The 23,623-nt window shown below is 70.8% G+C and carries 22 protein-coding genes; 5 read left to right on the plus strand and 17 right to left on the minus strand.

Features of this window, described 5'->3' with window-relative positions; genetic code table 11:
* Positions 1-23 precede the first annotated feature (23 nt).
* Together rapZ and uvrC are read right to left on the minus strand one after the other, a co-directional pair.
* Entirely contained in the window at positions 24-941 is a 918-nt protein-coding gene (gene rapZ / locus G6N49_RS11310) for an RNase adapter RapZ (RefSeq protein WP_011559793.1), read from the minus strand.
* Positions 938-2,968 carry an excinuclease ABC subunit UvrC gene (gene uvrC, locus G6N49_RS11315; RefSeq protein ID WP_011855556.1) on the minus strand — a complete coding sequence of 677 codons (2,031 nt, stop codon included), beginning with the start codon at positions 2,966-2,968 and terminating at the stop codon, positions 938-940. Before uvrC ends, rapZ begins: the two co-directional genes overlap by 4 nt.
* A 169-nt stretch (positions 2,969-3,137) precedes the next feature.
* On the opposite strand from uvrC, the gene ggt reads away from it, so the two are divergent.
* On the plus strand, positions 3,138-5,042 hold the full coding sequence (gene ggt / locus G6N49_RS11320) for a gamma-glutamyltransferase (RefSeq protein ID WP_083045628.1): 1,905 nt from the start codon (positions 3,138-3,140) through the stop codon (positions 5,040-5,042).
* A complete protein-coding gene (locus tag G6N49_RS11325; RefSeq protein WP_011559790.1) occupies positions 5,039-5,503 on the plus strand; it encodes a GNAT family N-acetyltransferase in 465 nt (154 codons plus the stop codon). The genes ggt and G6N49_RS11325 overlap by 4 nt, the downstream gene beginning before the upstream one ends.
* Here G6N49_RS11325 and G6N49_RS11330 read toward each other — a convergent pair.
* The 4 genes from G6N49_RS11330 to G6N49_RS11345 all read right to left on the minus strand — a co-directional run bounded on the left by G6N49_RS11330 (position 5,489) and on the right by G6N49_RS11345 (position 8,451).
* A complete protein-coding gene (locus G6N49_RS11330) occupies positions 5,489-5,935 on the minus strand; it encodes a PH domain-containing protein (RefSeq protein WP_011559789.1) in 447 nt (148 codons plus the stop codon). The two genes, G6N49_RS11325 and G6N49_RS11330, sit on opposite strands and share 15 nt — an antisense overlap.
* Positions 5,932-6,414, minus strand: a complete 483-nt coding sequence (gene ribH / locus G6N49_RS11335; protein ID WP_011559788.1) for a 6,7-dimethyl-8-ribityllumazine synthase — start codon at positions 6,412-6,414, stop codon at positions 5,932-5,934. The genes G6N49_RS11330 and ribH overlap by 4 nt, the downstream gene beginning before the upstream one ends.
* Positions 6,411-7,730: a bifunctional 3,4-dihydroxy-2-butanone-4-phosphate synthase/GTP cyclohydrolase II gene (locus G6N49_RS11340; RefSeq protein ID WP_011559787.1), complete on the minus strand. Its 1,320-nt coding sequence runs from the start codon at positions 7,728-7,730 to the stop codon at positions 6,411-6,413. The genes ribH and G6N49_RS11340 overlap by 4 nt, the downstream gene beginning before the upstream one ends.
* Before the next feature lie 109 nt (positions 7,731-7,839).
* A complete protein-coding gene (locus G6N49_RS11345; RefSeq protein WP_011559786.1) occupies positions 7,840-8,451 on the minus strand; it encodes a riboflavin synthase in 612 nt (203 codons plus the stop codon).
* An 83-nt stretch (positions 8,452-8,534) separates the two neighbouring features.
* On the opposite strand from G6N49_RS11345, the gene G6N49_RS11350 reads away from it, so the two are divergent.
* Entirely contained in the window at positions 8,535-9,245 is a 711-nt protein-coding gene (locus G6N49_RS11350) for an LppX_LprAFG lipoprotein (RefSeq protein ID WP_011559785.1), read from the plus strand.
* Complete coding sequence (locus G6N49_RS11355; RefSeq protein WP_011855553.1) at positions 9,245-10,912, plus strand: MFS transporter; 1,668 nt, start codon at positions 9,245-9,247, stop codon at positions 10,910-10,912. Before G6N49_RS11350 ends, G6N49_RS11355 begins: the two co-directional genes overlap by 1 nt.
* 1 nt (position 10,913) lies before the next feature.
* On the opposite strand, the gene G6N49_RS11360 is transcribed toward G6N49_RS11355, so the two are convergent.
* The 10 genes from G6N49_RS11360 to G6N49_RS11405 all read right to left on the minus strand — a co-directional run bounded on the left by G6N49_RS11360 (position 10,914) and on the right by G6N49_RS11405 (position 21,756).
* The gene (locus tag G6N49_RS11360) at positions 10,914-11,066 is read right to left on the minus strand and encodes a hypothetical protein (protein ID WP_163647412.1); all 153 of its coding nucleotides are present in this window, start codon (positions 11,064-11,066) and stop codon (positions 10,914-10,916) included.
* 151 nt (positions 11,067-11,217) lie between these two features.
* Positions 11,218-12,219, minus strand: a complete 1,002-nt coding sequence (gene ribD / locus G6N49_RS11365) for a bifunctional diaminohydroxyphosphoribosylaminopyrimidine deaminase/5-amino-6-(5-phosphoribosylamino)uracil reductase RibD (protein ID WP_011559783.1) — start codon at positions 12,217-12,219, stop codon at positions 11,218-11,220.
* A complete protein-coding gene (gene rpe / locus G6N49_RS11370) occupies positions 12,219-12,893 on the minus strand; it encodes a ribulose-phosphate 3-epimerase (RefSeq protein ID WP_083045626.1) in 675 nt (224 codons plus the stop codon). Before rpe ends, ribD begins: the two co-directional genes overlap by 1 nt.
* 5 nt (positions 12,894-12,898) lie before the next feature.
* A complete protein-coding gene (locus G6N49_RS11375) occupies positions 12,899-14,266 on the minus strand; it encodes an RsmB/NOP family class I SAM-dependent RNA methyltransferase (RefSeq protein WP_011855552.1) in 1,368 nt (455 codons plus the stop codon).
* Positions 14,263-15,189, minus strand: a complete 927-nt coding sequence (gene fmt / locus G6N49_RS11380) for a methionyl-tRNA formyltransferase (RefSeq protein WP_011559780.1) — start codon at positions 15,187-15,189, stop codon at positions 14,263-14,265. The genes G6N49_RS11375 and fmt overlap by 4 nt, the downstream gene beginning before the upstream one ends.
* 19 nt (positions 15,190-15,208) lie before the next feature.
* Positions 15,209-15,745 (minus strand): LemA family protein, encoded by a 537-nt coding sequence (locus G6N49_RS11385; protein ID WP_011559779.1) that lies wholly within the window; start codon positions 15,743-15,745, stop codon positions 15,209-15,211.
* Positions 15,739-17,559, minus strand: coding sequence for a DUF2207 domain-containing protein (locus tag G6N49_RS11390; RefSeq protein WP_163647413.1), 1,821 nt, complete (start codon positions 17,557-17,559; stop codon positions 15,739-15,741). The genes G6N49_RS11385 and G6N49_RS11390 overlap by 7 nt, the downstream gene beginning before the upstream one ends.
* Positions 17,560-17,586: 27 nt before the next feature.
* The gene (locus tag G6N49_RS11395; RefSeq protein ID WP_083045133.1) at positions 17,587-19,584 is read right to left on the minus strand and encodes a primosomal protein N'; all 1,998 of its coding nucleotides are present in this window, start codon (positions 19,582-19,584) and stop codon (positions 17,587-17,589) included.
* Between the two features lie 51 nt (positions 19,585-19,635).
* A complete protein-coding gene (locus G6N49_RS11400) occupies positions 19,636-20,958 on the minus strand; it encodes an acetamidase/formamidase family protein (protein WP_234789265.1) in 1,323 nt (440 codons plus the stop codon).
* Positions 20,959-20,997: 39 nt separating this feature from the next.
* Entirely contained in the window at positions 20,998-21,756 is a 759-nt protein-coding gene (locus G6N49_RS11405) for a lysoplasmalogenase (RefSeq protein ID WP_083045132.1), read from the minus strand.
* On the opposite strand from G6N49_RS11405, the gene G6N49_RS11410 reads away from it, so the two are divergent.
* A complete protein-coding gene (locus G6N49_RS11410; RefSeq protein ID WP_179967747.1) occupies positions 21,719-22,681 on the plus strand; it encodes an alpha/beta hydrolase in 963 nt (320 codons plus the stop codon). The genes G6N49_RS11405 and G6N49_RS11410 overlap by 38 nt on opposite strands.
* Here the strand turns inward: G6N49_RS11410 and G6N49_RS11415 are convergent.
* The gene (locus tag G6N49_RS11415; RefSeq protein WP_083045131.1) at positions 22,663-23,553 is read right to left on the minus strand and encodes an SDR family oxidoreductase; all 891 of its coding nucleotides are present in this window, start codon (positions 23,551-23,553) and stop codon (positions 22,663-22,665) included. The genes G6N49_RS11410 and G6N49_RS11415 overlap by 19 nt on opposite strands.
* Positions 23,554-23,623 lie beyond the last annotated feature (70 nt).

Here is a 23,623-nt window from a genome sequence, read left to right on the forward strand (position 1 = left end):
GTCCCCCTCGCGTGCGGGGAAGCTCATTCGCGCCCCAGATCCCGGTGCAGCACCCGCACCGTGAGCTCGTCACCGCCTTGCAACCGCCCCGCCAGCGCCTCGGCTATCGCCACACTGCGGTGTTTGCCGCCGGTGCAGCCGATCGCGACGGTCATGTAGCGCTTCCCCTCCCGTCGGTATCCGTCGATCACGACGTTCAGCAGTCGATGGTAGGTGTCGAGGAACTCCTCCGCGCCGGGCTGGCCCAGCACGTAGTCGCGGACGTCGGGGTGCTGACCGGTGTGCGGGCGCAACGCGTCGACCCAGTGCGGATTGGGCAGGAACCGCACGTCCATGACGATGTCGGCGTCCATCGGCAGGCCGTATTTGTAGCCGAACGATTCGACCGTGGCGCTGGTCTCCGCCACGACCTCGCCGCCGAAGGCGCGTTCGACGCTCTCCCGCAGGGCGTGCACCGACAGCTTCGACGTGTCGATCACGAGATCGGCCGAGGCGCGCACCGGTGCGAGCAGTGCCCGTTCCCGTGCGATGCCCTCGGCGAGCGTCTGGTCGCCCTGGAGCGGGTGGCTGCGGCGGTTCTGCTCGTAGCGGCGCACCAGGATGTCGTCGCTGGCCTCCAGGAAGAGCACGCGCGGGGTGATGTTGCGGGTGGCCAGATCGCGACGCACCCAGTCCAGGTCGCCGGTGAACCCACGCGAGCGTACGTCCATGACGACCGCGAGTTGGGTGATGCGTGAGCCGGCGGCCAGCCCCAGTTCCACCATGCGGGCGATCAGCTCGGGCGGCAGGTTGTCGGCGACATACCACCCGAGGTCTTCGAGCACCTTCGCCGCGGTTCCGCGGCCTGCCCCGGACAGCCCGGTGACGAGGACGACGTCGATCCCCGATTCCGGGTGATCGACATCCCCCCGCAGCTGTTCGCTCATGTCCGACTCTGTCATCCCGTCACCCTGCGTTGATCATCGTCGATCACCGCTGCCGCCGTGCCCGAATCGGCCGGTGCGGCCTGCGGCACGCCCAGCGCCTCGAGCACGGCACGTGCGGTGGTGACCCCGATCCCGGGCACCGCGGTGATCTCCTCGACCGACGCCTCCTTCAGTCGCGCCACCGAACCGAAGTGCGTGACCAGCGCTTTGCGCCGGTGTTCGCCGAGACCGCGCACCGAGTCGAGCGCCGACGCCGTCATCCGCTTGGACCGCTTGCTGCGGTGATAGGTGATGGCGAAGCGATGCGCCTCGTCGCGAACCCGCTGCAGCAGGTAGAGGCCCTCGCTGTTGCGCGGGAGGATTATGGGTTCGGGCCCCAGATCTGACCCTGAGGGCACCCACACCTCCTCGAGGCGTTTGGCCAGCCCGATCACCGCCACGTCGCTGATCCCCAGCTCGTCGAGGACCGCCTGCGCCGCGTTGACCTGCGGTGCGCCGCCGTCGACGACGAACAGATTGGGCGGGTAGGCGAACTTCCGTGACTTTCCTTCGGCGGACAACTCCGTCGGGTGCTGGGTGTCGTGCAGGTGCCGGTAGAAGCGGCGCCGGGTTACCTCGGCGATGGAGGCGACGTCGTCGCTGCGGCCGTCGCCCGCGGCTTCGCGGATCGCGTAGTGCCGGTAGTCCGACTTGCGGGGCAGCCCGTCCTCGAACACCACCAGTGAGGCCACCACATCGGTGCCCTGGACGTGGCTGATGTCGATGCACTCGATCCGCAACGGGGCATCGGCCAACCCGAGTGTGTCCTGAATGCTCTGCAGCGCAGCGGTTCTCGCGGTGAAGTCGCCCGCCCGTTTCAGTTTGTGCTGGGCCAGCGCCTCTTTGGCGTTGCGCTGCACGGTCTCGAAGAGCGCCTTCTTGTCGCCGCGCTGCGGCACCCGCAGTGCCACCCGGGAGCCCCGCAGCTGCGACAGCCACTCGGTCAACTCGTCGGCATTGTCGGGCAGGCACGGCACCAGCACCTGACGCGGAACGGGATTGGTCGCCTCGTCCTGGCCGGAGTCGCCCGCATTGTCGCCGGCACTGCCGAGTTCGGCCTGATCACCGTAGAACTGGGTGAGGAACTGTTCGACCAGCTGCCCCTCCCCGGATTCGCCGGGCTCGCCGGACTTCTCGACGATCCAGCCGCGCTGACCGCGCACCCGGCCGCCGCGAACGTGGAACACCTGCACCGCGGCCTCGAGATCGTCGTCGGCGAAGGCCACGACGTCGGCGTCGGTCCCGTCGCCGAACACCACGGTCTGCTTCTCCAGCGCGCGCCGCAGGGCGCCGATGTCGTCGCGCAGCCGCGCTGCCCGCTCGAAGTCGAGGTCCTCGGCGGCGGCGGTCATCTTCCGTTCCAGGTCGCGGACCAGGCGGTCGGTCTTACCCGCCAGGAAGTCGCAGAAATCCAGCACGATCTGGCGGTGCTGCTCGGCGCTGACCCGCCCGACGCACGGCGCCGAGCACTTGTCGATGTAGCCGAGCAGGCACGGACGGTCTATCTGGTTGTGCCGCTTGAACACTCCGGCCGAGCAGGTCCGCGCCGGGAACACCCGGGTGAGGAGGTCGACGGTCTCGCGGATCGCCCAGGCGTGCGAGTACGGGCCGAAGTAGCGCACCCCCTTCTTACGCGGGCCGCGGTACACCTTCAGCCGCGGGAACTCCTCGTTGAGGGTGACGGCCAGCACCGGGTAGGACTTGTCGTCGCGGTAGCGGATGTTGAACCGCGGATCGAACTCCTTGATCCAGTTGTACTCGAGCTGCAGCGCCTCGACTTCGGTGTTGACGACGGTCCACTCGACCTTGGCCGCCGTCATCACCATCTGCCTGGTCCGCGGCGCCAGACCGGAGAGGTCGGCGAAGTACGAGTTCAACCGGCTGCGCAGGCTCTTCGCCTTGCCGACATAGATCACCCGGCCGTGCGGGTCGCGGAACCGGTAGACGCCCGGTTCGACGGGGATCGACCCGGGTGCGGGTCGGTACGTCGATGGATCGGGCACGCTCTTAGGTTACTGCCGCGGCGACAGCGGGTTGGAGCCGCGCGACCCGCCCGACAAGCCACGGCGTGACCTACGGACAGGTCGCGAGTGACTCCGCTACCGTCGAAGGGTGCGGATACCGGCGTCGGTGCAGAAGGTGACCGCCCTGCTCGGAGGGGTCGTGTTGCTCATGGCCGGATGCTCCGATGCCGAGCAGGCTCCTCCCACCCCGCCTCCGGTGCCGTGCGAAATGGTGTCGAACGGCACTCCCACGCCCAAGACCCCCGCGGCCGCGCCCCCGGGGCAGGCCGGGGAAGACCTGGCCAACGAGCCGGAGGTGGGCACCGGGTACCGCAAGGACATGACGGCGGTGCGCACCGCTCGTTACTCGGTGTCGACGGCGAATCCGCTGGCCACCCAGGCCGCGTGCCGGGTGCTCCGCAACGGCGGCACCGCGGCCGATGCGATGGTGACCGCCCAGGCGACGCTCGGACTCGTCGAACCCCAGTCCTCCGGCGTCGGCGGCGGTGGCTTCCTGCTGTACTACGACGCCGCATCGGGCGCGGTGCAGGCCTACGACGGCCGTGAGGTCGCCCCCGCCGCGGCCACGGAGAACTACCTGCGGTGGGTCAGCGACACCGACCGGACACCACCCAAACCCGATGCGCGGGCGTCCGGGCGTTCGATCGGCGTCCCCGGCATCGTGCGGCTCTTGCAGACCGCGCACGAGGCGCACGGGAAGACCACATGGCGTGAGCTGTTCGAACCGGCCGTCCAACTCGCCGACGGCGGCTTCGACGTCAGCCCCCGGCTGGCGGCGGCGATCTCCGACAGCCGGGCGGAACTGAGCGCCGACACCGCCGCCGGAAAGTACTTCCTCAACGCCGACGGCAAGCCGAAGACCGCGGGCAGCCGCCTGACCAACCCCGCCTACGCCAAGACCCTGAGCGCGATCGCCTCCGACGGCGCCGACGCGTTCTACACGGGTGCGATCGCCGAGGCGGTCGTCGAGGCCGCGGCGGACACCTCGGGTGGACGCACCCCCAGCGCGATGACGCTGCAGGATCTCGCCGCGTACAAAGTCGAGGTCCGGCAGCCCCTGTGCCGTCCGTACCGCGGTAAGGAGATCTGCGGGATGCCGCCGCCGTCGTCGGGCGGTCTCGCGGTGCTTGCGACACTCGGGATGCTGGAGCGCTTCCCGATGGCCGACCACCGCCCCGACGACATCGACCGCAACGGCGGCAGGCCCGACGCGATGGGCGTGCACCTCATCTCCGAGGCCGAGCGGCTGGCCTACGCGGACCGGGACCGCTACGTCGCCGACACCGCGTTCGTGCCGCTGCCCGGCGGCACGGCGGACACGCTGCTGAACAGCGCCTACCTGGCCGGCCGCGCCGCACTGATCAACGAGCAGCGCAGCATGGGCGTCGCCAAACCCGGAGAGTTCGGTCCGCCCGCCGCACCCACCCCGCAACCACGCGAGCACGGCACCAGCCAGGTCAGCATCGTCGACTCCTACGGGAACGCGGCGTCGCTGACCACCACCGTGGAGTCGCAGTTCGGCTCGTTCCACATGGTCGACGGGTTCCTGCTGAACAACCAGCTGACCGACTTCGCCGCCGAACCGGCGGGCCCCGACGGCGTACCCGTGGCCAACCGCGTGCAGCCGGGTAAGCGGCCGCGCAGCACCATGGCCCCGACGCTGGTCTTCGACGCTTCGACCGGTCCGCCCGGCACCAGGGGTCCGCTCTACGCGGTGCTCGGCTCCCCCGGCGGCGCGGTGATCATCCAGTTCGTGGTGAAAACCGTTGTCGGAATGTTGGATTGGGGTCTGGATCCGCAGCAGGCGGTGGGCATGGTGGATTTCGGGGCCGACAACAGCCCGGAGACCAACGTCGGCGGTGAACATCCCAACGTCGACATCGCCGACAACGGCGACCACGATCCGCTCGTGACAGGTCTGCGCAGACTCGGTCACCGCGTCGATCTGGCCGACCAGTCCAGTGGGCTGTCGGCGATCGTCCGCGACGACACCGGCTGGATCGGCGGCGCCGACCCACGCCGCGAGGGAATGGTCATGGGCGACGGCCGGTGACCGCACCGCACGTCACCCAGCTGACAGAAGCCGACTGGCAGCAGTTCGCCGTGGTGCGGTTGCGGGCGCTGACCGATTCGCTCGGTGTCGACGACCCGCAGTACCGGCACGAGTCCTCCTTCACCGCCACGCAGTGGCGCCGCCGACTGCGCGAACACGCCCAGTTCGCGGTCCTCGCCGACGGCCGTCCGGTCGGTCTGATCAGCGCCCAGCGCGAGAGCACGCAGTCGGTCTACCTGTACTCGCTGTGGCTGGACCCGGATGCGCGCGGACACGGGCTGGCCCGCCCACTGGTCGAGGCGGCGGTGGACTGGGCGCGCAGCCAGCGGGCGCACACCGTGACGCTGCGGGTGGCCGCCGACAATGCGGTGGCGCGTGCGGTGTACGAGAGCGTCGGGTTCCGGATCTCGGCCGCGACCGTCGGCCCGCGCCACGAACTGGCCATGTCACTGAGTGTGTGAACGGTAGCGCGCCAGCGCATCCCGCAACTGCTCCATCGCCTCGACGGCACGCTCTTTGTCGACGGCCTGGATGGCCATCAGCGGGATGTACTCGTCGTCGGGTAGGTCGACCCGCGCCCAGCGGGCGCCGCGGGGGAACGACACGCCGACGATGTCGGGCCACTCGAGAACGCGTTCGGCCCACAGGTTGCGCACTGCCAGGCCGCGCGGGCCGACCCGCACCCGCGGGCGGGCGAACAGTGTCACCACCCCGCCGATGATCACACCCAGCAGTGCGATCGCCACCTGGTCGGCGGTCTGGAAGATGACGCCGCTGGAACCGATCTTGAGCAGGAAGCCCACGGCGACGTGCGCCGCCACGATCACCGCGGCCGCGGCGTAGGCGAAGTACGGGGTGAGGTGCGGTCGGATCACCACTTCCCAGTCACTCATGAGCGTCCGCGCAGCCCCTGCAGGGTGAGCGCGGTGGACAGCGCCGCGGCGGCGGCCTGCGCGCCCTTGTCCTCGGCCGAACCGGGCAGACCCGCGCGGTCGAGCGCCTGCTCCTCGGTGTTGGTGGTCAGGACGCCGTTGGCGACCGGTGTGGAGGCGTCGAGGGAGACACGCGTCAGGCCCTGGGTCACCGCGTCACAGACGTAGTCGAAATGCGGTGTCTGGCCGCGGATCACGACGCCGAGCGCGATGACCGCCTCGTGGTCGGCCGCGAGTGCCTGTGCGACCACCGGGATCTCGATGGCGCCGAGCACCCGCACAACGGTCGGCTCGCTCACGTTGGCCGACTCGGTGACCTTGAGCGCACCGTCGAGCAGGGCGTCGCAGATCGTGGAGTGCCACGTGCTCGCGACGATGCCCACCTTCATGCCGGACGCGTCGATCTGCGGCAGATCCGGCACACCCGCGCCACCGCTCACCGGCTGCCGCCGAGGTCGGTCGGGCGGCGTTCGCCGAGCAGGTACACGCCTTCGTCGTAGTCGTCCATGCTGTTGGCCTCGTCGTACTCGTCGAGTCCGGTGAGGTCGTGGCCCATCCGGTCCCGCTTGGTCATCAGATAGCGGATGTTCTCGGCGTTGGCCCGGACCGGCAGCGGCACCCGTTCGATGACGTGCAGGCCGTACCCGTCCAACCCGACGCGTTTGGCCGGGTTGTTGGTCAGCAGACGCATCGACCGCACGCCCAGGTCGACGAGGATCTGCGCGCCGATGCCGTAGTCGCGGGCGTCGGCGGGCAGGCCCAGCTTGAGGTTGGCGTCGACGGTGTCGTCGCCGGCGTCCTGCAGTTGGTAGGCCTGCAGTTTGTGCATGAGGCCGATGCCGCGACCCTCGTGGCCGCGCATGTAGAGCACGATGCCGCGGCCTTCGCGGGCGACCATCGCCATCGCGGCGTCGAGTTGCGGGCCGCAGTCGCAGCGCCGGGAGCCGAAGACGTCGCCGGTCAGGCATTCCGAGTGCACCCGGACGAGCACGTCGTGACCGTCGCCGTGGGGTCCGGCGACGTCGCCGCGGACCAGCGCCACGTGTTCGACGTCGTCGTAGATGCTGGTGTAGCCGACCGCCCGGAACTCACCGTGGCGGGTGGGGATGCGGGCCTCGGCGATGCGCTCGATGTGACGTTCGTGTTTGCGCCGCCACTCGATGAGATCGGCGATCGAGATCAGCGCCAGATCGTGCTCGTCGGCGAAGATCCGCAGTTCGTCGGTCTGCGCCATCGCGCCTTCGTCCTTCTGGCTGACGATCTCGCAGATGGTGCCCGCCGGCTGCAGCCCGGCGAGCCGGGCCAGGTCCACCGCGGCCTCGGTGTGGCCCGGACGGCGCAGCACACCGCCGTCTTTCGCCCGCAGCGGCACCACGTGGCCGGGTTTGGTGAACTCGTCGGCGTTGGACGTCGGATCGGCCAGCAGCCGCATCGTGGTGGCCCGGTCGGAAGCCGAGATACCAGTTCCCACACCGTGTTTCGCATCCACGGTGACGGTGTAGGCGGTGCCGTGCTTGTCCTGGTTGACCGCGTACATCGGCAGCAGGCCGAGCCGGTCGCAGATCGCGCCGTCGAGCGGGACGCACAGATAGCCGGAGGTGTAGCGGACCATGAACGCGACCAGTTCGGGGGTGGCCTTCTCGGCGGCGAAGATGAGGTCGCCCTCGTTCTCGCGGTCCTCGTCGTCGATCACGACGACGGCCTTACCGGCCGCGATGTCCGCGATCGCCCGTTCGACCGAATCGAGCCTGGTCATTGTCTGCCACCCTTACCGGTTCCCGAATCCGCAGAACCAGGAAAAATCAACGTCTCAGCTTCAGTATGAACCACCGGAGCGGGCCGATTATTGCCAGTGCTACTCGGCGTCACTCACGGGACGTGCTCATCAAGCGTTCGACGTATTTGGCGATGACGTCGACCTCCAGGTTCACCCGGGTGCCGATCGGCGCCGTGCCGAGGATGGTGAGTTCCCGTGTGGTGGGGATCAACGACACCTCGAACCAGTCGTTTTCCGAGGCGCGACCCAGCGCGGACACGGTCAGCGAGACCCCGTCGACGGTGATCGACCCCTTCTCCACGACGTAGCGCGCCAGCGCCGTCGGCAGCGCGATGCGCACCACCTCCCAGTGCTCCGAGGGTGTGCGCGCAATCACATGCCCGGTGCCGTCGACGTGGCCCTGCACGATGTGCCCGCCCAGGCGGCTGTTGACCGCGGCGGCGCGTTCGAGGTTGACCCGGCTGCCCACGCCCACATCGCCGAGGCTGGAGCGGTCCAGGGTCTCACCCATCACATCGGCGCTGAACACGCCGCCGGGCTGGATCTCCACCACGGTCAGGCACACCCCGTTGACCGCGATCGAGTCGCCGTGGCCGGCGTCGGCGGTGACGACCGGCCCGCGGATCACCAACCGGGCCGCATCCGTGAGGTCTTCTTTGCCGACGACCTCGCCGACTTCTTCGACGATTCCCGTGAACACCCGACCAGGCTAGTCCCCGCGCAACGGGGTCCGCGCCGACCGCGCAACCGGATCCCCGGGTCGCCACCCTCTACGATGCAGTCATGCCGACGAGCCCTCGCCATGCCGCCCAGGCCCTGATCGCCGTCCTCCTCGCCGCCGCGATGTTCGTCGCGGGTTGCTCCTCGTCGTCGGAGGACGCCGACAAACCACTTCCGGATGCAGCGACGTTGCTCCAGGACTCCACTCAGACCACCCGTGACCTCCAGAGCGTGCACCTGAACCTGACGGTGCAGGGCACGATCGAGGAGTTGCCGATCGAATCGCTGGAAGGCGATCTGACCAACACCCCGGCGGTGGCCGCCTCGGGTAAGGCGAACATCGTCTTCCTCGGCCAGCGCCTCGACGGCGTCGAGTTCGTCGTCGCCGACGGCAACCTCTACGGGGCCATCAGCGCGGGCAGCTTCCAGGACTTCGGCCCCGCCGTCGACATCTACGACGTCGCGGCCATCCTCAGTCCCGACAAGGGCCTGGCCAACGTGCTCTCCAACTTCAGCGATCCGAAGTCCGAGGGCCGCGAGACCGTCAGCGGTGTGGACACCGTGCGGGTGACCGGCACGGTCAGCGCCGAGGCCGTCAACGCGATCGCCCCCCAGATCGGCGCGACCGGCCCGGTGCCCGCGGTGGCCTGGATCGAAGAAGAGGGCAGCCACAACCTGGCGCAGGTCAAGTTGGAGCCCAGCGCGGGCAACAGCGTCACGATGACGCTGTCGGACTGGGGTAAGCAGGTCACCGTCACAAAGCCGGCGGTGTGATGCAGCCCACCGAGGTCGGGCCGGCCATCGCACCGGCGAACAGCCGAAGCCGTCGGATCGCGATCAGCGCGGGCAGTCTCGCGGTCCTGCTCGGCGCGCTCGACACCTATGTCGTCATCGCGATCATCCGCGACATCATGTTCGACATCGGGATCGCGATAAACCAGATCCAACGCGTCACGCCGATCATCACCGGGTACCTGCTCGGCTACATCGCCGCGATGCCGCTGCTGGGCCGGGCGTCCGACCGGTTCGGACGCAAGCTGGTGCTGCAGCTCAGCCTGGCCGGCTTCGCGATCGGGTCGGTGGTCACGGCGTTGTCGAATGACCTGACACCCATGGTGATCGGCCGCTTCATCCAGGGTGTGGCCAGCGGCGCACTGCTGCCGGTCACCCTGGCACTGGCCGCCGACCTGTGGGCGACCCGCAACCGCGCCTCGGTGCTCGGCGGGATCGGCGCGGCGCAGGAACTGGGCAGCGTGCTGGGCCCGCTCTACGGAATCGCCGTGGTGGCCGCGCTGAGCACCTGGCGTGACGTGTTCTGGATCAACGTGCCGCTCGCGGCGATCGCGATGGTGCTGATCCACTTCAGCCTGCCTGCCCGTCTCAAACCGGAGCGACCGGAGAAGGTCGACGTGGTCGGCGGCGTCCTGCTGGCGATTGCGCTCGGCCTGTCGGTGATCGGCCTGTACAACCCGGCCCCCGACGGCAAACAGATCCTGCCCGACTACGGCCCGCCGACGCTGATCGGCGCCGTCGCCGCGTTCGTGGCCTTCTTCGTGTGGGAGCGATTCGCCCGCACCCGTCTGATCGAACCGGCCGGTGTGCACTTCCGGCCGTTCCTGGCGGCGTTGGGCGCGTCGCTCTGCGCGGGTGCGGCGCTGATGGTCACGCTGGTCAACGTCGAACTCTTCGGCCAGGGCGTGCTCGGCAAGGATCAGACGGAGGCCGTCCTGCTCCTGCTTCGGTTCCTGATCGCCCTGCCGATCGGAGCGCTGCTCGGTGGCTGGCTGGCCAGCCGCATCGGTGACCGGCTGGTGGCGTTCGCCGGCCTGATGATCGCCGCGGGCGGATACCTGTTGATCTCGAAGTGGCCGGTCGACCTGCTCTCGGCCCGTCACGATCTCGGGTTCGTCACCCTGCCGGTCCTCGACACCGACCTGGTGATCGCCGGGATCGGCCTCGGCCTGGTGATCGGTCCGCTGACGTCGGCGTCGCTGCGGGTGGTGCCCGCCGCACAGCACGGCATCGCGTCGGCCGCGGTGGTGGTGTCCCGGATGATCGGCATGCTGATCGGGCTGGCGGCGCTGTCCGCGTGGGGGCTGTACCGGCTCAACCAGCACCTGCAGACGCTGCCGTTCCCGCCCGGGGCCGACACGCTGGCCGAGCGGTTGGCCGCCGAGGCGGACCGCTACCGCGCGGCGTACGTGCTGCAGTACGGCGACATCTTCATCGTCACCACGATCATCTGTGTGGTCGGCGCACTGCTCGGGCTGCTGATCAGCGGCAGGAACGAGCATGCGGACGAGTCCCCGGTGCCCGTGGGTGCCGATCACGGGGACGATGCGCCCACCCAGTTCATCAACGTGGCAGGCGCCTCGGGAGACGCCGATCAGACCACGCGCCTACCGCGGCAGACACCGGGCAGGCACCGCGACGAAGTCTGAGTCAGCAGCGCTCGATACCGGGCCGGAGCAGGCGGTGGCCCTCCCGGGCGTCGGGACGGCCGGGGAGCACGCCGCGCAGCGGACCCCAGACGAACGACCCCACGGCGCGGGGTGCGGCGGCCGGGATGCTGAACCATTCCTGTAGTGCAGTCACGCGTGACGTCCTTTGTTCGTGCTCATCGCGCGCACATCGTCGGTGAAAGCGCTTTGGTACAAGTGTACCGAGAGACGCCACCGAATTGGCTTTCCCCAGTTGGGGGCATGTCGGCTGTTCACTGTGAGTTTGCCCGACGGTCGGGCTGGGCTCAGCCGGGCACCAGTGAGAGCAGGACGTCGGGCCCGATCGGGGTGATCCCGTCGAAGCGCCACCGCTGGGCGTGGGCGATGCTCAGCACGCCGACGTCGTCGACGGCGGTGACCGGCCCGCCGAGCAGGATCGGCGCGACGTAGGCCACGATCCGGTCGATCGCCCCGGCCCGCAGGAACGCCCCCGCCAGTGTCGGCCCGCCCTCGAGGATGACGTCGGTGCGATCGGACAGCGCCCGCAGCACCTCCTGCGGGTCACGGGTGCGGATCACCATGGTGCGCGAATCATCGTTCAGCACACGCGAATCCGAGGAGATCTCGCGCTTGCCGACCACCACCCGCAGGGGTTGGCGTTCGGCCAGGCTGCCGTCGGGCAGCCGCGCGGTCAGCACCGGATCGTCGACGAGCACCGTGCCGGTGCCGACGACGATCGCATCCGCGACCGCCCTGCGGCGGTGCACGTCGGTCCTGGCCGCCTCGCTGGTGATCCACTGGCTGCTGCCGTCGGCGGCGGCGCTGCGGCCGTCCACGCTCGTGGCGAACTTCCAGGTCACGTGGGGTTTACCGGTGCGCTGTTTGTGCAGCCACTCCCGCAGCACCCCGCCGGCGACGGCATCGCCGAGCACCCCGGCGGTCACGGTGACACCGGATTCACCGAGCCGGGCCGCTCCCCCGGCCGCCACCGGATTCGGATCGGGCACCGCGTACACGACGGCCGAAACCTCCGCTGCCAGAAGGGCATCCACGCACGGTGGGGTCCGGCCGTGATGGTTGCAGGGCTCCAGCGTCACCACCGCGGTGCCGCCGGCCGCCTTCCGTCCGGCGCGCCGCAACGCCATCACCTCGGCGTGCGGGCCACCTGGCGGCTGGGTCGCACCCACCCCGGCGACCTCACCGTCGGCGTCCAGGATGACCGCGCCGACAGGCGGATTCGGATACGTGCCGCCCTTGACGCGGTCGGCCTGTTCGACGGCCAGCGCCATCGCGGCCTCGGGAGTCATCAGGACAGATGTTTGGACGCGGCGCCGGCCTGCTCGCGCAGCGAACGCACCGCCGCGGCCGGGTCCTGCGCGCTGTACACGGCGGATCCGGCGACGAAACAGTCGACCCCGGCCTCCGCGGCGGCGGCGATGGTGTCTTCGTTGATGCCGCCGTCGATCTCGACCAGCACGGTCAGCTCACCGGAGTCGACCAGGCGCCGCACGATGCCCACCTTCGGGAGCACCTCGGGGATGAATTTCTGCCCGCCGAAACCGGGTTCGACCGACATGACCAGCAGGGTGTCGAACTCCCGCAGGATCTCCAGGTAGGGATCGATCGGGGTGCCCGGTTTCACCGCGAGCCCGGCCTTCGCGCCGGCGGCGCGGATGTCGCGGGCGACCGCGATCGGATTGTCGGTGGCCTCGGCGTGGAACGTGACGTTGTGCGCCCCAGCCTCGGCGTACGGCGGCGCCCACCGCTCGGGGTTCTCGATCATCAGGTGGCAGTCCATCGGGATGTCGGTCACATTCAGCAGGGACTCCACCACCGGCAGCCCGAGGGTCAGGTTCGGGACGAAGTGGTTGTCCATGACGTCGACGTGCAGCCAGTCGGCGCCGGTGACCGCGGCGGTCTCGTCCGCGAGCCGGGCGAAGTCGGCGGACAGGATCGACGGTGCGATGAGGGGGTGCGCCATGCGGATCAGATTACTTGCAGCGCTGCGGCGAACATCGCGTCCGTCCCGTGACGGTGGGGCCAGAGCTGGACGTAGGGGCCGTCGCCGAGGTCGTCGACGGGGTCGAACAGCGCCCGGGTGTCCAGTGCGGTGACCGGCTGTCTGCGGACCGCGTCGGCGACCACGCCGACGGTCTCGGCCAGGTGCGGTGAACACGTCGCGTAGAGCACCACGCCGCCGGGACGGGTGAGCCGGATCGCCGAGGCCAGCAGTTCACGCTGCAGGCGGGCCAGCCCCGGCACGTCGCCGGGTTGCCTGCGCCACCGCGCCTCCGGCCGCCGCCGCAGTGCGCCGAGGCCGGTGCACGGTGCGTCGACGAGCACCCGGTCGAAACCGGGTTCCAGGCCGGGGTCGCGGCCGTCGACCCGCAGCACCGTGACGTCGAGGCCGCGGGTGTTCTCCTCCACCATCTCGGCGCGGCGCGGTGCCGGTTCCACCGCGGTGAGCGGGCCGGGGGCCAGCGCCGCCAGCATCGCGGTCTTCCCGCCCGGCCCGGCGCACAGGTCGAGCCACCGGCCACGGTCGTCGTCGACGGGGGCCAGGGTGAGCGCACGCGCCACCAGCTGGCTGCCCTCGTCCTGCACCAGCGCACTTCCGTCGCGGACCGGGTCGAGGCGGCCCGGGTCCCCGCCGGGCAGGTACACCGCGTAGGGCGAATAGCGACCCACCTCGCCGCCGACGGCCGCCGCGAGTTCCTCGGCGCTCAGCACCCCGGGCCTGGCGGCGAGGTGCACCAGCGGGCGGGCGTCGTCGCTGGCGAGCAGTGCGTCCAGCTCACCGGCGCGGGCGCCGAGCGCATCGGTGAAAGCCTGTGCGACCCACCGCGGATGCGCATGGGTGAACGCGATGTGGCCGACCGGGTCGGTGTCGGCGGGCGGTGCGAGCTCGGCGACCCAGGACTGCTCGTCGCGGCCGGCGATCTTGCGCAGCACCCCGTTGACGAAACCCGCTCGCGCCGTGTCGAATTCGATACCGGCCTGTTCGACGGTGGTCGACACCGCGGCGTGCGGTTCCACCCGCGTGCGCAGCAGCTGATAGGTGCCGAGCCGCAGGAGGTCGAGCAGGACGGGGTCGATCCGGTCCACCGGCCGCCCCGCGGCGGCCTCGATGACCGCGTCGAGCAGACCGCGGCTGCGGCAGGTGCCGTAGGTGAGTTCGGTGGCGAACGCGGCGTCGCGCCCGTCGAGGCCGCGCTCGTTGAGCAGCGCGGGCAGCGCGAGGTTGGCATACGCGTCGCGTTCGGATACCGCGCGCAGCACGTCGAACGCGACGCGGCGGGCCGGGTCCAGCGGTTTGCGGCGGTTGCGCTGCGGACGGTGCGGCGGGCGGGTCATTGCGCCGACACCGACGCGTCGAGGCGGGCGCCGCGCGCCCAGTCGGCGGCGTTCATGGGTTTCTTGCCCGGCGGCTGGACGGTGCCCAACCGCACCGGTTCCGTCGCGGTGCCGACGTGCACCGCGTTCTTGAGCACGCGGATGGCACCCGGGGCGAGGGGTTCGGCGGACTCGGGGGCGACCGGTCCCAGCTTCACGCGCGCGTCGCCGATGACCGTCCAGGCGCCCGGATTCGGGGTGACGGCGCGGATCCGGCGGTCCACGACGTGGGCGGGCAGATCCCACCGGACGCGGGCCTCGTCCACGGTGATCTTGGGGGCGACGGTGACGCCGTCGGCGGGTTGCGGCACCGCCTGCAGGCGGCCGTCGGCGATGCCGTCGAGGGTGCTCTCCAGCAGGTGCGCACCGGATTCGGCGAGGCGGGTGAGGAGTTCACCGGCGGTGTCGTTCGCGCGGATCGTCTCGGTGACCACGCCGTAGACGGGGCCGGAGTCCAGTGCCGGTTCGATGAGGAAGGTGGTGGCGCCGGTCACCGCGTCCCCGGCGGCGATCGCGGCCTGTACCGGCGCGGCCCCGCGCCAGGCCGGCAGCAGCGAGAAGTGCAGGTTGATCCAGCCGTGCGGCGGCACGGCGAGCAGTCGCTCCGACAGCAGCGCGCCGTAGGCGACCACGGCGCAGCAGTCCGGCGCCAACTCGCGCAGTTCGGCGACGAACTCCTCGGAGTTGGGCTTCGGCGGTCGAAGCACCGGGATGTCGTGGTCGAGTGCGAGCCGCGCGACCGGCGAGGGGGTCGGCCTACCGCGGCGGCCCGCCGCCGCATCGGGGCGGGTCAGCACGGCCACCACCTCGTGGCGGGGCGATGCGATCAACCGCTGCAGCGAGGGCAGGGCGGGCTCGGGGGTGCCGGCGAAGACGAGACGCACCGAGACAGTCTAGGAGGGCTCAGCGCGGGGTCTGGTAGTACTCACGCTCGGACACCCCGGCCGGGCCCGCGACGAACATCCACGGGATGGTGGTGGTGAGCCGGTTGAGCGTGGCGACCGCGTCGTTGTAGTACTGCCGCGCGAAGGCCAACTTGTTCTCCGTATCGGCGAGGTTGCGTTGCAGATCGAGGAAGTTGGCCGACGAGTTGAGCTTCGGGTACGCCTGCCCCAGCGCGAGCACCTGGCCGACGGCGGTGTCGAGTTCCCTCTCCGCGGCGCTGCGCTGCGCCACCGACCGCCCCGCCGTCGCGGACGCCACGGCCGCCCGCGCGGTGCTGACGTGGTCGAGGATCGTCTTCTCGTGCGCGGCGAAGGTCTGCACGGTGTGCACGAGGCTCGGGATGAGCGACGCCCGGCGCGTCAACTCGACGTCGATCCCGGCCAGCGCCTCGGCGACCCGGACGTCGGCCGCCCGGAGTTTGTTGTAGCCCATCACGAATCCGGCCAGCGCGAGCACCGCCAGCACCAGCACGAGCACCAACACGAAGCTCACCATGAACCGCCGCCTCCTCCTCCGCCGCCGCCCCCGCCACCGCCGGAGAAGCTGCTCCCGCTGCTGCTACTGCTGCTCGACGACGACGAGGCCGCCTGCGATGCCGTGTAGGCGTTGATCGACGACGACAGCGCCGATTCGAAACTCTCGAACCCGCCGCCGCCGTCGGAGCCGCCGGTGAAACTCGAACCCGACGGCGTCGAGCTGTGGTACCACTCCGGTTGTGGGGCGGGCACTCCCATCACCATCTCGTATTTCTTGGCCCACAGCGCGGCGACACCCGCGGCCACGGCGAACGGCAGGTACGCGGTGTAGAGGTCCTTGCGGGCGGCGAAATCGAACCGCGCCTCGGCGGAGTCGGTGCACAGCATCCGGTGGAAACCGCCCACCTGCGACCACAATTGGCGGCCCTCGGGGGTGCGACGGGTTCCGAGGCCGCCGAACCACGCCGGGATGGTCACGACGAAGAACATCGCGAACGGCAGACCCGCCATGGTGGTCGCGAAACCCCAGCCGAAGAAGCCGCACACCGCGAGGACCGCGGCCAGGATGTTGGCTGTCTGCAGCCAGCCCTCCCGGCCGCGTTTGACCATCACACCGTCGTCGAGCGCCCAGTCCTTCACGGCGGCAGCCATATCGGTGCGGGCCTTGCTCAGCTTCTCCCCCGCTCTGGCGGTGTGTTTGGCCTCGAACTCGGTGCCTGTGCCGATGACCTTCAGCGCCGAGCCCACCGCGACGCCGACCGGGTCGACATCGGCCCAGCGGCTCTTGCCCGCGGTCCCGCGGACCTCCCACTGTTTGGAGTTGACCTGGACCAGCGTGACGAGGTCCTGTTCGGCGAGGTGGAACAGCGTGGCCGTCAGCCCGTGGCGGGGCACCTTCTCCGTGCGGATGTACTCGGCCTGGACCGGACCGATTCCGGGCGGCGGGGCGTACTGCAGCGGGAACGCCGGCGGGCGTTCGACGGCCGACCTGGTCCACACGTATCCGCCGAGTGCGGCGAGGGCGCTGAGCCCGAGCATCCAGGTCAGACCGTCGACCGAACCGCCGAGGATCCGGTCCCAGCGGTGCGACCAGGGCAGTTCGTCGCGCGGGGGTGGGTCGGCGTCGACGCCGGTGCGGACGGTGACCGGGGTGCGGGGCGGCAGATCGCGCGCCTCGATGCGCACCGTGCGACCGGTCGTGGTCAGGTCGCACGCCCGCCCGACGCCGTAACCCACGCTGCACTGGACGCCGGTGACGTCGGCGGGCAGGGTCACGCTGATCTCCGCGCGGTCGATCCGGTTGTTCCACGACGGTGCGATGACGTTCCAGAAGAACGTCGACGGCGCGTTCGGGTCCCCGGTGGTGGTGGCGAAGCGGCGGTCGGCGCCGGTGTCCCCCGGATCGAGCACACCCGGGATGCGGTAACGCATTTCGAAGACGTGGTCACCCGGGCTGAGCGTGACCTCGGCCGAGCCGATCTTGGCGACGCGGAACCGTTCGCCGCTCTCCCACAGCATCTCGTAGGGTTCCGGGGCGCCGTCGCGGGTGACCGACTCGACGACGGGGCGCTGGCGGATCCGGGGGCTGTTGGGGTTGACCACATCCCAGTAACGGAAGATGCCGTGCCTGTCGGCGGGGAACTCGCCGGTGATGGTCTCGACCGCGGTCAGTTCACCGTCGTCGGCGACGACGAAGTCGGCCCGGTAGTCCCGGATCACCATGGGGTCGTCGACGGTGCCGCCACCGGATCCGCCGCCGTCGAACAGCAGCGGCCACAGCAGCCCGGCGGCGATGAGCAACAAGGTGATCGACCACGCGAGCAGCCGCCGCATACCGTTCTCCTGTCCGGTCGGTTCGCCTCACCCTATGTGCAACGGGTCGATCTGCACACGCGCCGGCTCGGTGTCGTGACGGGCACTCAACACGCCGGTCCCCCGCCGGAGGGCGGCCGCCAACGCCAGCCCGCGATCGCGGGGCACGCGCACCAGCATCCGGCTCACCGCGGCGTCCGGCGATGTGCCGGGCGGCCGCCGGGCGCCGACGGGCAGATCGACCGGGCCCAGGGTCTCGGCGTCGTCGGGCAGGTCCGCGGTCTCGAGCAACGCCGTCACCGCCGCGAAGTCGCCGTCGACGGCGGCGATGTGCACCGCGGGTGGCAGCCCCACCTCGGATCTCGAGTCCAGTTCGGATTCCGCGTGTCCCACCGGGTCCCAGCGGATCAGCGCCTGCACCGTCGGGATCGCCGACTCGGCGACCACGGTGACCACGCCGCCGTCCGCGCGTGAGCGCACCAGCGCCGCGGCCGCCATCCACCGGCGCAGGGTGTCCTCGGCCGCGCGCAGATCCTGCCGCCCGAGCAGTGCCCAGCCGTCGAGCAGCAGCGCGGCGCCATATCCGGCCGCGGGTTCGGGTTCGGCGCCCGGGGTGGCGACCACCAGCGCGGGTTCGTCGGCGACGGTGCCCACCATCGCCTCACCGCTGGAGGTGACCACCGGTGTACCCGCGAACGCCCGGCCGAGCTCCTCGGCGGTGCGTCGAGCGCCCACCGCCACCGCCCGCATCGAATCCGATCCACAACGGCCACAACGCAATCCGAGTTCCTCGCGGCCGCACCACCGGCACATCGCCGCACCGCCGCGCTCGAGCAGCGACAGCGGGCCGGTGCAGTGCCTGCACCGGGCGATGGCGCGACACCGCGCGCAGGCCAGCGCGGGCAGGTAACCGCGACGGGGTACCTGCACCAGCACGGGTCGGCCCGCCTGAAGGGCGGCGCGGGCGGTGCGCAGCGCCACCGACGGCAGACGTGCGGTGTGCGCGGCCGGATCGCGCTCCTGCTCGAATCCGCTGTCCTCCAGTGCGATCACCCGCGGTGCCGCCGCCCGCACCACCGGGCGCGGGGCGACGAGGTCGTGGGCCCACCTGCTGCGGACCAGCGCCTGGGACTCCGCGGTGCGGGAGTGGCCGCCGATGAGGGCCGCGCAGCGCAACTGGTGCGCGCGCAGCATGGCCACCTCGCGTGCGTGCGGATACGGTGCGCGCGGTTCGGCCAGGCTGTCGTCACCGTCGTCCCAGACCATCACCAGCCCGAGGTCGCAGACCGGGGCGAACACCGCACTGCGCGTGCCGATCACGAACCGGGCACCGCCGCGCAGCACCGACAGCCAGCGTTGGTACCGCTGCGACGGGCCGAGTCCGGCCGAAAGCGCGACCACCCGCTCGTCGGCGAGCAGCGTGACCGCGGCGGCGTGCAGGGCGTCGACGTCACGCTGATCCGGCACGATCGCCAGCACGCCGCGGCCGCTGCCCACGGTGAGCGCCGCCGCCTCCGCCAGCCGGGTCGCCCACCGCTCACCGGGAAGCGCCTGCCACACCGCACGGGCGGCGCGCCCCTCACCCACCGCGCCGAGGAACTGTTCGGCGCGCGGATAGGCCCGCCAGGCCGTGAGGTCGATCGCGGGGACGTCGACCGCGGGCAGCTCGGCGGCCGGTTTCTTCTCGGCGCCGGCGTGCCGCGGCGGTACCGCCAGGCGCAGCACGTCGGGGCGGGTGCCGGCATAGCGGGCGGCGACCGCGTCGACGAGCCGGCGCACGTCCGGGGTCAGCACCTGTTGCGGCGAGACCACCCGGTCCAGCCAGCCCAGCTGCCCGGGGTGGTCGGTCTCCGAACGCCGCTCGAGCAGGAACGCGTCGACCAGGCGGCCGTGGAAACGCACCCGCACCCGCACACCGGGCTGGGCGTCGTCGGAGCACTCGGCGGGCACCAGATAGTCGAATTCCCGGTCGAGATGGGGCACCGACAGCATCGGCAGCACACGCGCGATCGGCTCGTGTTCGGCCGGCTGCCGGGTTTTCGTCACCCGACACCTCTAGCAGACGGCCCGGACACGCCGGTGCGAGGGCCGCGCGGATCAGGACCCGAAGTGCTCCTTGTAGATCTGCCCGTGCACGCCGACGGTGCGGTCGACGACCTGGGAGATGGTGAAGTCGCTCGCCGCCGACAGGTACGCGTAGGCGGTGGCGCGGTCCATCCCGCGGTCGCGTTCGAGATAGTCCAGGGCGTTGACCACGGCGCGGCGCATCGCGACGTCCAGATCGCTGCCCTGCCCGCCGACGGCGCCGTCCGGGTCGGACAGCCCGATCGGAATCCAGGCCTGTTCGGTCTCGGCGAACGGGTAGCGGTAGGCCACGCTCGGCGCGTCCCCGGAGCCGGGTTTGCACACCGTGAGCCGGAATGTGCCCCGCAGCGAGCCCTCCATCGCCGTCAGCGCCACCTCACCGTCACCCATCGCCATGTGCGGATCCCCCACGTAGAACAGCGCACCCGGGGCGAACACCGGCAGGTAGAACGTCGATCCGGCGCCGAGCAGCTTGATGTCGATGTTGCCGCCGCCGAGGGTCGGCGGGATCGAGTTGGCGTTGGGGGCGTTGAGGCTCTCGTCTCGGGCGAACGCGACGCCCAACATGCCCATGAACGGGTTGAGCGGGAAGCGCACCGACCCGCCCGCCCCGACCGGCATCACCCCGCGGCCCTCTTCGACGGGGGTGAACACCGAGACGTCACCCCATTTGGTGGGGTCGGGATCGGATCGGCCGTCGGTGTCCGTCGGCGGCATCACCTCGGCCAGCGAGATTCCCGCGGGCGCCGCCTTGTCGGCGGTCATCCCGAGCGCCCCCTTCCCGTGCCGGCTCGACACCACGCCGTAGGGCACCCGCGGGATCGTCTCGAGTGTCTCGATCTTCAGCACGTCGCCGGGTTCGGCGCCCTCGACGAAGATCGGGCCCGTCACCACGTGCGGGCCGTCCTTGGCGAAGTTGCGGGGTGTCCGGTTGTACTCGGCGGCAATGGCTTTCGCGTCATCGAGGACATCGGCCTCGCTGACACCGAGCCCGCCGAAGTACTCGACCGGGTTGCGGCCCTGGTCTTCGAGGATGCCCTCGTGCGAAAGGGCGTCGATGGTGACGGTCTGCCCGGACCGCATCCGCAGCACCGGCGTGGCGTGCACGGTCGGGACGTAACCCCACAGCACCTGGTCGGGCAGCGACGACAGGTAGTGGTCGCCGCTGCGGTCACCCTGACCGGGCTGCAGCACCGGGATCGACGCGTACGGGGGGTCGGCGGTCGTGGCCGACGAGGTGTCCCTGGCGCATGCCGCGGCCACCGCGGTGGCCCCGACACCGACCACCGCCGTCTGAAGGAATCCCCTGCGCCCGAACCCGTGTGTTCCGCTCATGGCGCGACGTTAGCCACGCTACGTTTCGGTCCGGTTAGCTCACGTTTCCGGCCGGTTTACCGTGCGACCGAAGAAGAAGCCAGCGGTGATCAGCAACAGCGACGCCGCGTAGGCCCACCAGATCGGCACCGCGAGCGCCTCCGTGTCTTCGGGCGCGAGCACGAACTTGCCGATCCCGATCATCGCGTCCGACACCGCGAAGCAGACCGCACCGAGCGCCGTCCACGGGGTGGGCAGATCGGCCAGCAGCGCGGCGCACACCATGGCGCCGAGCACGGTGATGTAGGCGGTGACGGGCACGGCCATCCCGTCGGCGAGCAGGCGCGGCCAGAACCACACCAGCAGCGCACCGCACGCGATCACGGTGAGCGCGACGGCCACCGACCGCGGCGCCGACCGGGCGGCGAGCGGAACCAGCGCGGCCAGGAAGCACAGGTGCGCGACGAGGAACGACGCGAGGCCGAGCACGAACGACGGCTCCCACCACGGGATCGCCAGCAGGAAGTCACCGCATGCGGAGAACACCAGCGCGGGCACCAGCCAGCGGCGCTCCCGGCGGATCGGATGGCCGGCCGCGGCCACCGCCAGCAGCACCGCGGCCAACGCCTTCACCGCTGGCTGGGCGACGAACTGGCCGGTCAGTTCCGCGCCCGACGGCACCCGCAGCGCGGTGACGATCAGGAACACCCCGTAGCCGGCCGCGACGGCGGCCGCGGCGGCCCACCACAGGGCGGTCCGCCGGTGTGCGTACGGTGAGGTCGTGTCTGTGGCTGACGAGAAACCGCCGATCGACGACATTCTGAGAAAGGTACTGGACGCGGTGCCGTTCCAGTTCTCGGTCGACGAGGGCGCCGAGGTGATTCGCCGCAAGCTGCGTGACCTGCCCCGGCGGGAGGTCCATCCCGAGGTCGAGGCGCAGGACCGGACGATCCCGGGGCCCGCGGGCGACATCCCGATCCGCGTGTACCGGCCCGCGACCGCGGAGTCGTCACCGCCGGTGGTGGTGTTCTTCCACGGCGGCGGGTTCGCCGCCGGAGACCTCGACACCCACGACGGTGAATGCCGGCACCACGCGGTGGCCGCCGACGCGGTCGTGGTGGCCGTGGACTACCGGTTGGCGCCCGAACATCCGTACCCGGCCGCGGTCGAGGATGCGTGGGCGGCGCTGACCTGGGTCGCCGGACACGGCGCCGAACTGTCGGTGGACACGAACCGCCTTGCAGTGGCCGGCGATTCCGCCGGCGGGAACCTGTCGGCGGTGATGACCCACCGCGCCCGTACGCGGGGCGGACCGCCCATCGCCTTCCAGCTGCTGTGGTATCCGGTGACGATGTGGGACATGTCGCTGCCGTCGGTGACCGAGAACGCCGGCGCACCGATCCTGGACCGCACCGCGATGGACGGGCTGTCGCGCTGGTATGCCGGTGAACTGACCGATCCCGGGCACGAGCTGGCGCCGGGCCTGGCGGACGACTTCACCGGGCTGCCGCCGGCGTACATCGCGGTCGCGGGGCACGACCCGCTGCGCGACGACGGTATCCGCTACGCCGAATTGCTCTCCGCCGCAGGCGTTCCGGTCGAAGTGCACAATGCGGAGACGCTGGTGCACGGATACCTCGGCTACGCGGGTGTGGTGCCCTCGGCGACGGCGGCCACCGACCGTGGGCTGGCGGCGTTGCGGGCGGCGCTACACCCCGAGGCGGGTCAGCGTCCCGAGAAGTAGTGCCCCTGCTCGAGATCGTCGATCAGCCCGACGTGCGTCGGCTTCCAGGCGAACGCCTGTCGCGTGAGATCGCTCGAGGCGGGCACATCGAGAGCGAACAGCGCACCGATCCACCCGAAGTGAGCGGCCGTCGACGGCCCCGGAATCGACCTGACCGGCACGTCGAGGTGTCGGCCGATGATCTCGGCGATGTCGCGGACCGGCACGCCCTCGTCGTCGACCGCGTGCAGGACGGCGCCGGCGGGTGCGTCCTCCACCGCACGCCGGAACAGTGCTGCGGCGTCCAGCCGGTGCACCGCAGGCCACCGGTTGGTGCCGTCGCCGGGATGACCGGACACGCCCTGGCGACGCGCGATGCCGATCAGGTGGGCGACGAAGCCGTGATCGCCCTCCCCGTGCACGGTGGGCGGCAGCCGCAGGATCGAGACCCGGACCCCGTGGTCGGCCCACGGCAGCGCCGCCGCCTCCGACAAGCGCATCGAACCCGCGCCCGCCGCAACCTGTTCGGTGATGAACCCGGTCGGACTCGCGAGACCGGCCATCCCGGAGGCCACGACGAGAGGCCGATCCGATCCGGCCAGCACGGCGCCGAGCGTCTGGATCGCGCGCCGGTCGAGCTCCGCGGCGTTCGCGTAATCGTCGAAGTCGTGGCGGTACGCCAGGTGGATGACGCCGTCGCAGGCGTCGGCCCCCGCTCGGATGCCGTCGGGATCGGTCAGGTCACCGCGGTGCACCTCTGCTCCGGCCGCCGCGATCGCGTCGGCTGACGCGCTCGACCGCGCCAGCCCGACGACGCTGTGACCGGCCGCGATCAACTCGGCGACGACGGCCGAGCCGATGAAACCGGAAGCGCCGGTGACGAAAATCCGCATGATTCCTCCTGATGTCAGTGACTGTCATCAGAGTAACGCCGATGACAGTCACTGTCATCCCGTTAGGATC

The organism is Mycolicibacterium monacense, assembly GCF_010731575.1.
In the GTDB taxonomy this organism is placed as follows: domain Bacteria; phylum Actinomycetota; class Actinomycetes; order Mycobacteriales; family Mycobacteriaceae; genus Mycobacterium; species Mycobacterium monacense.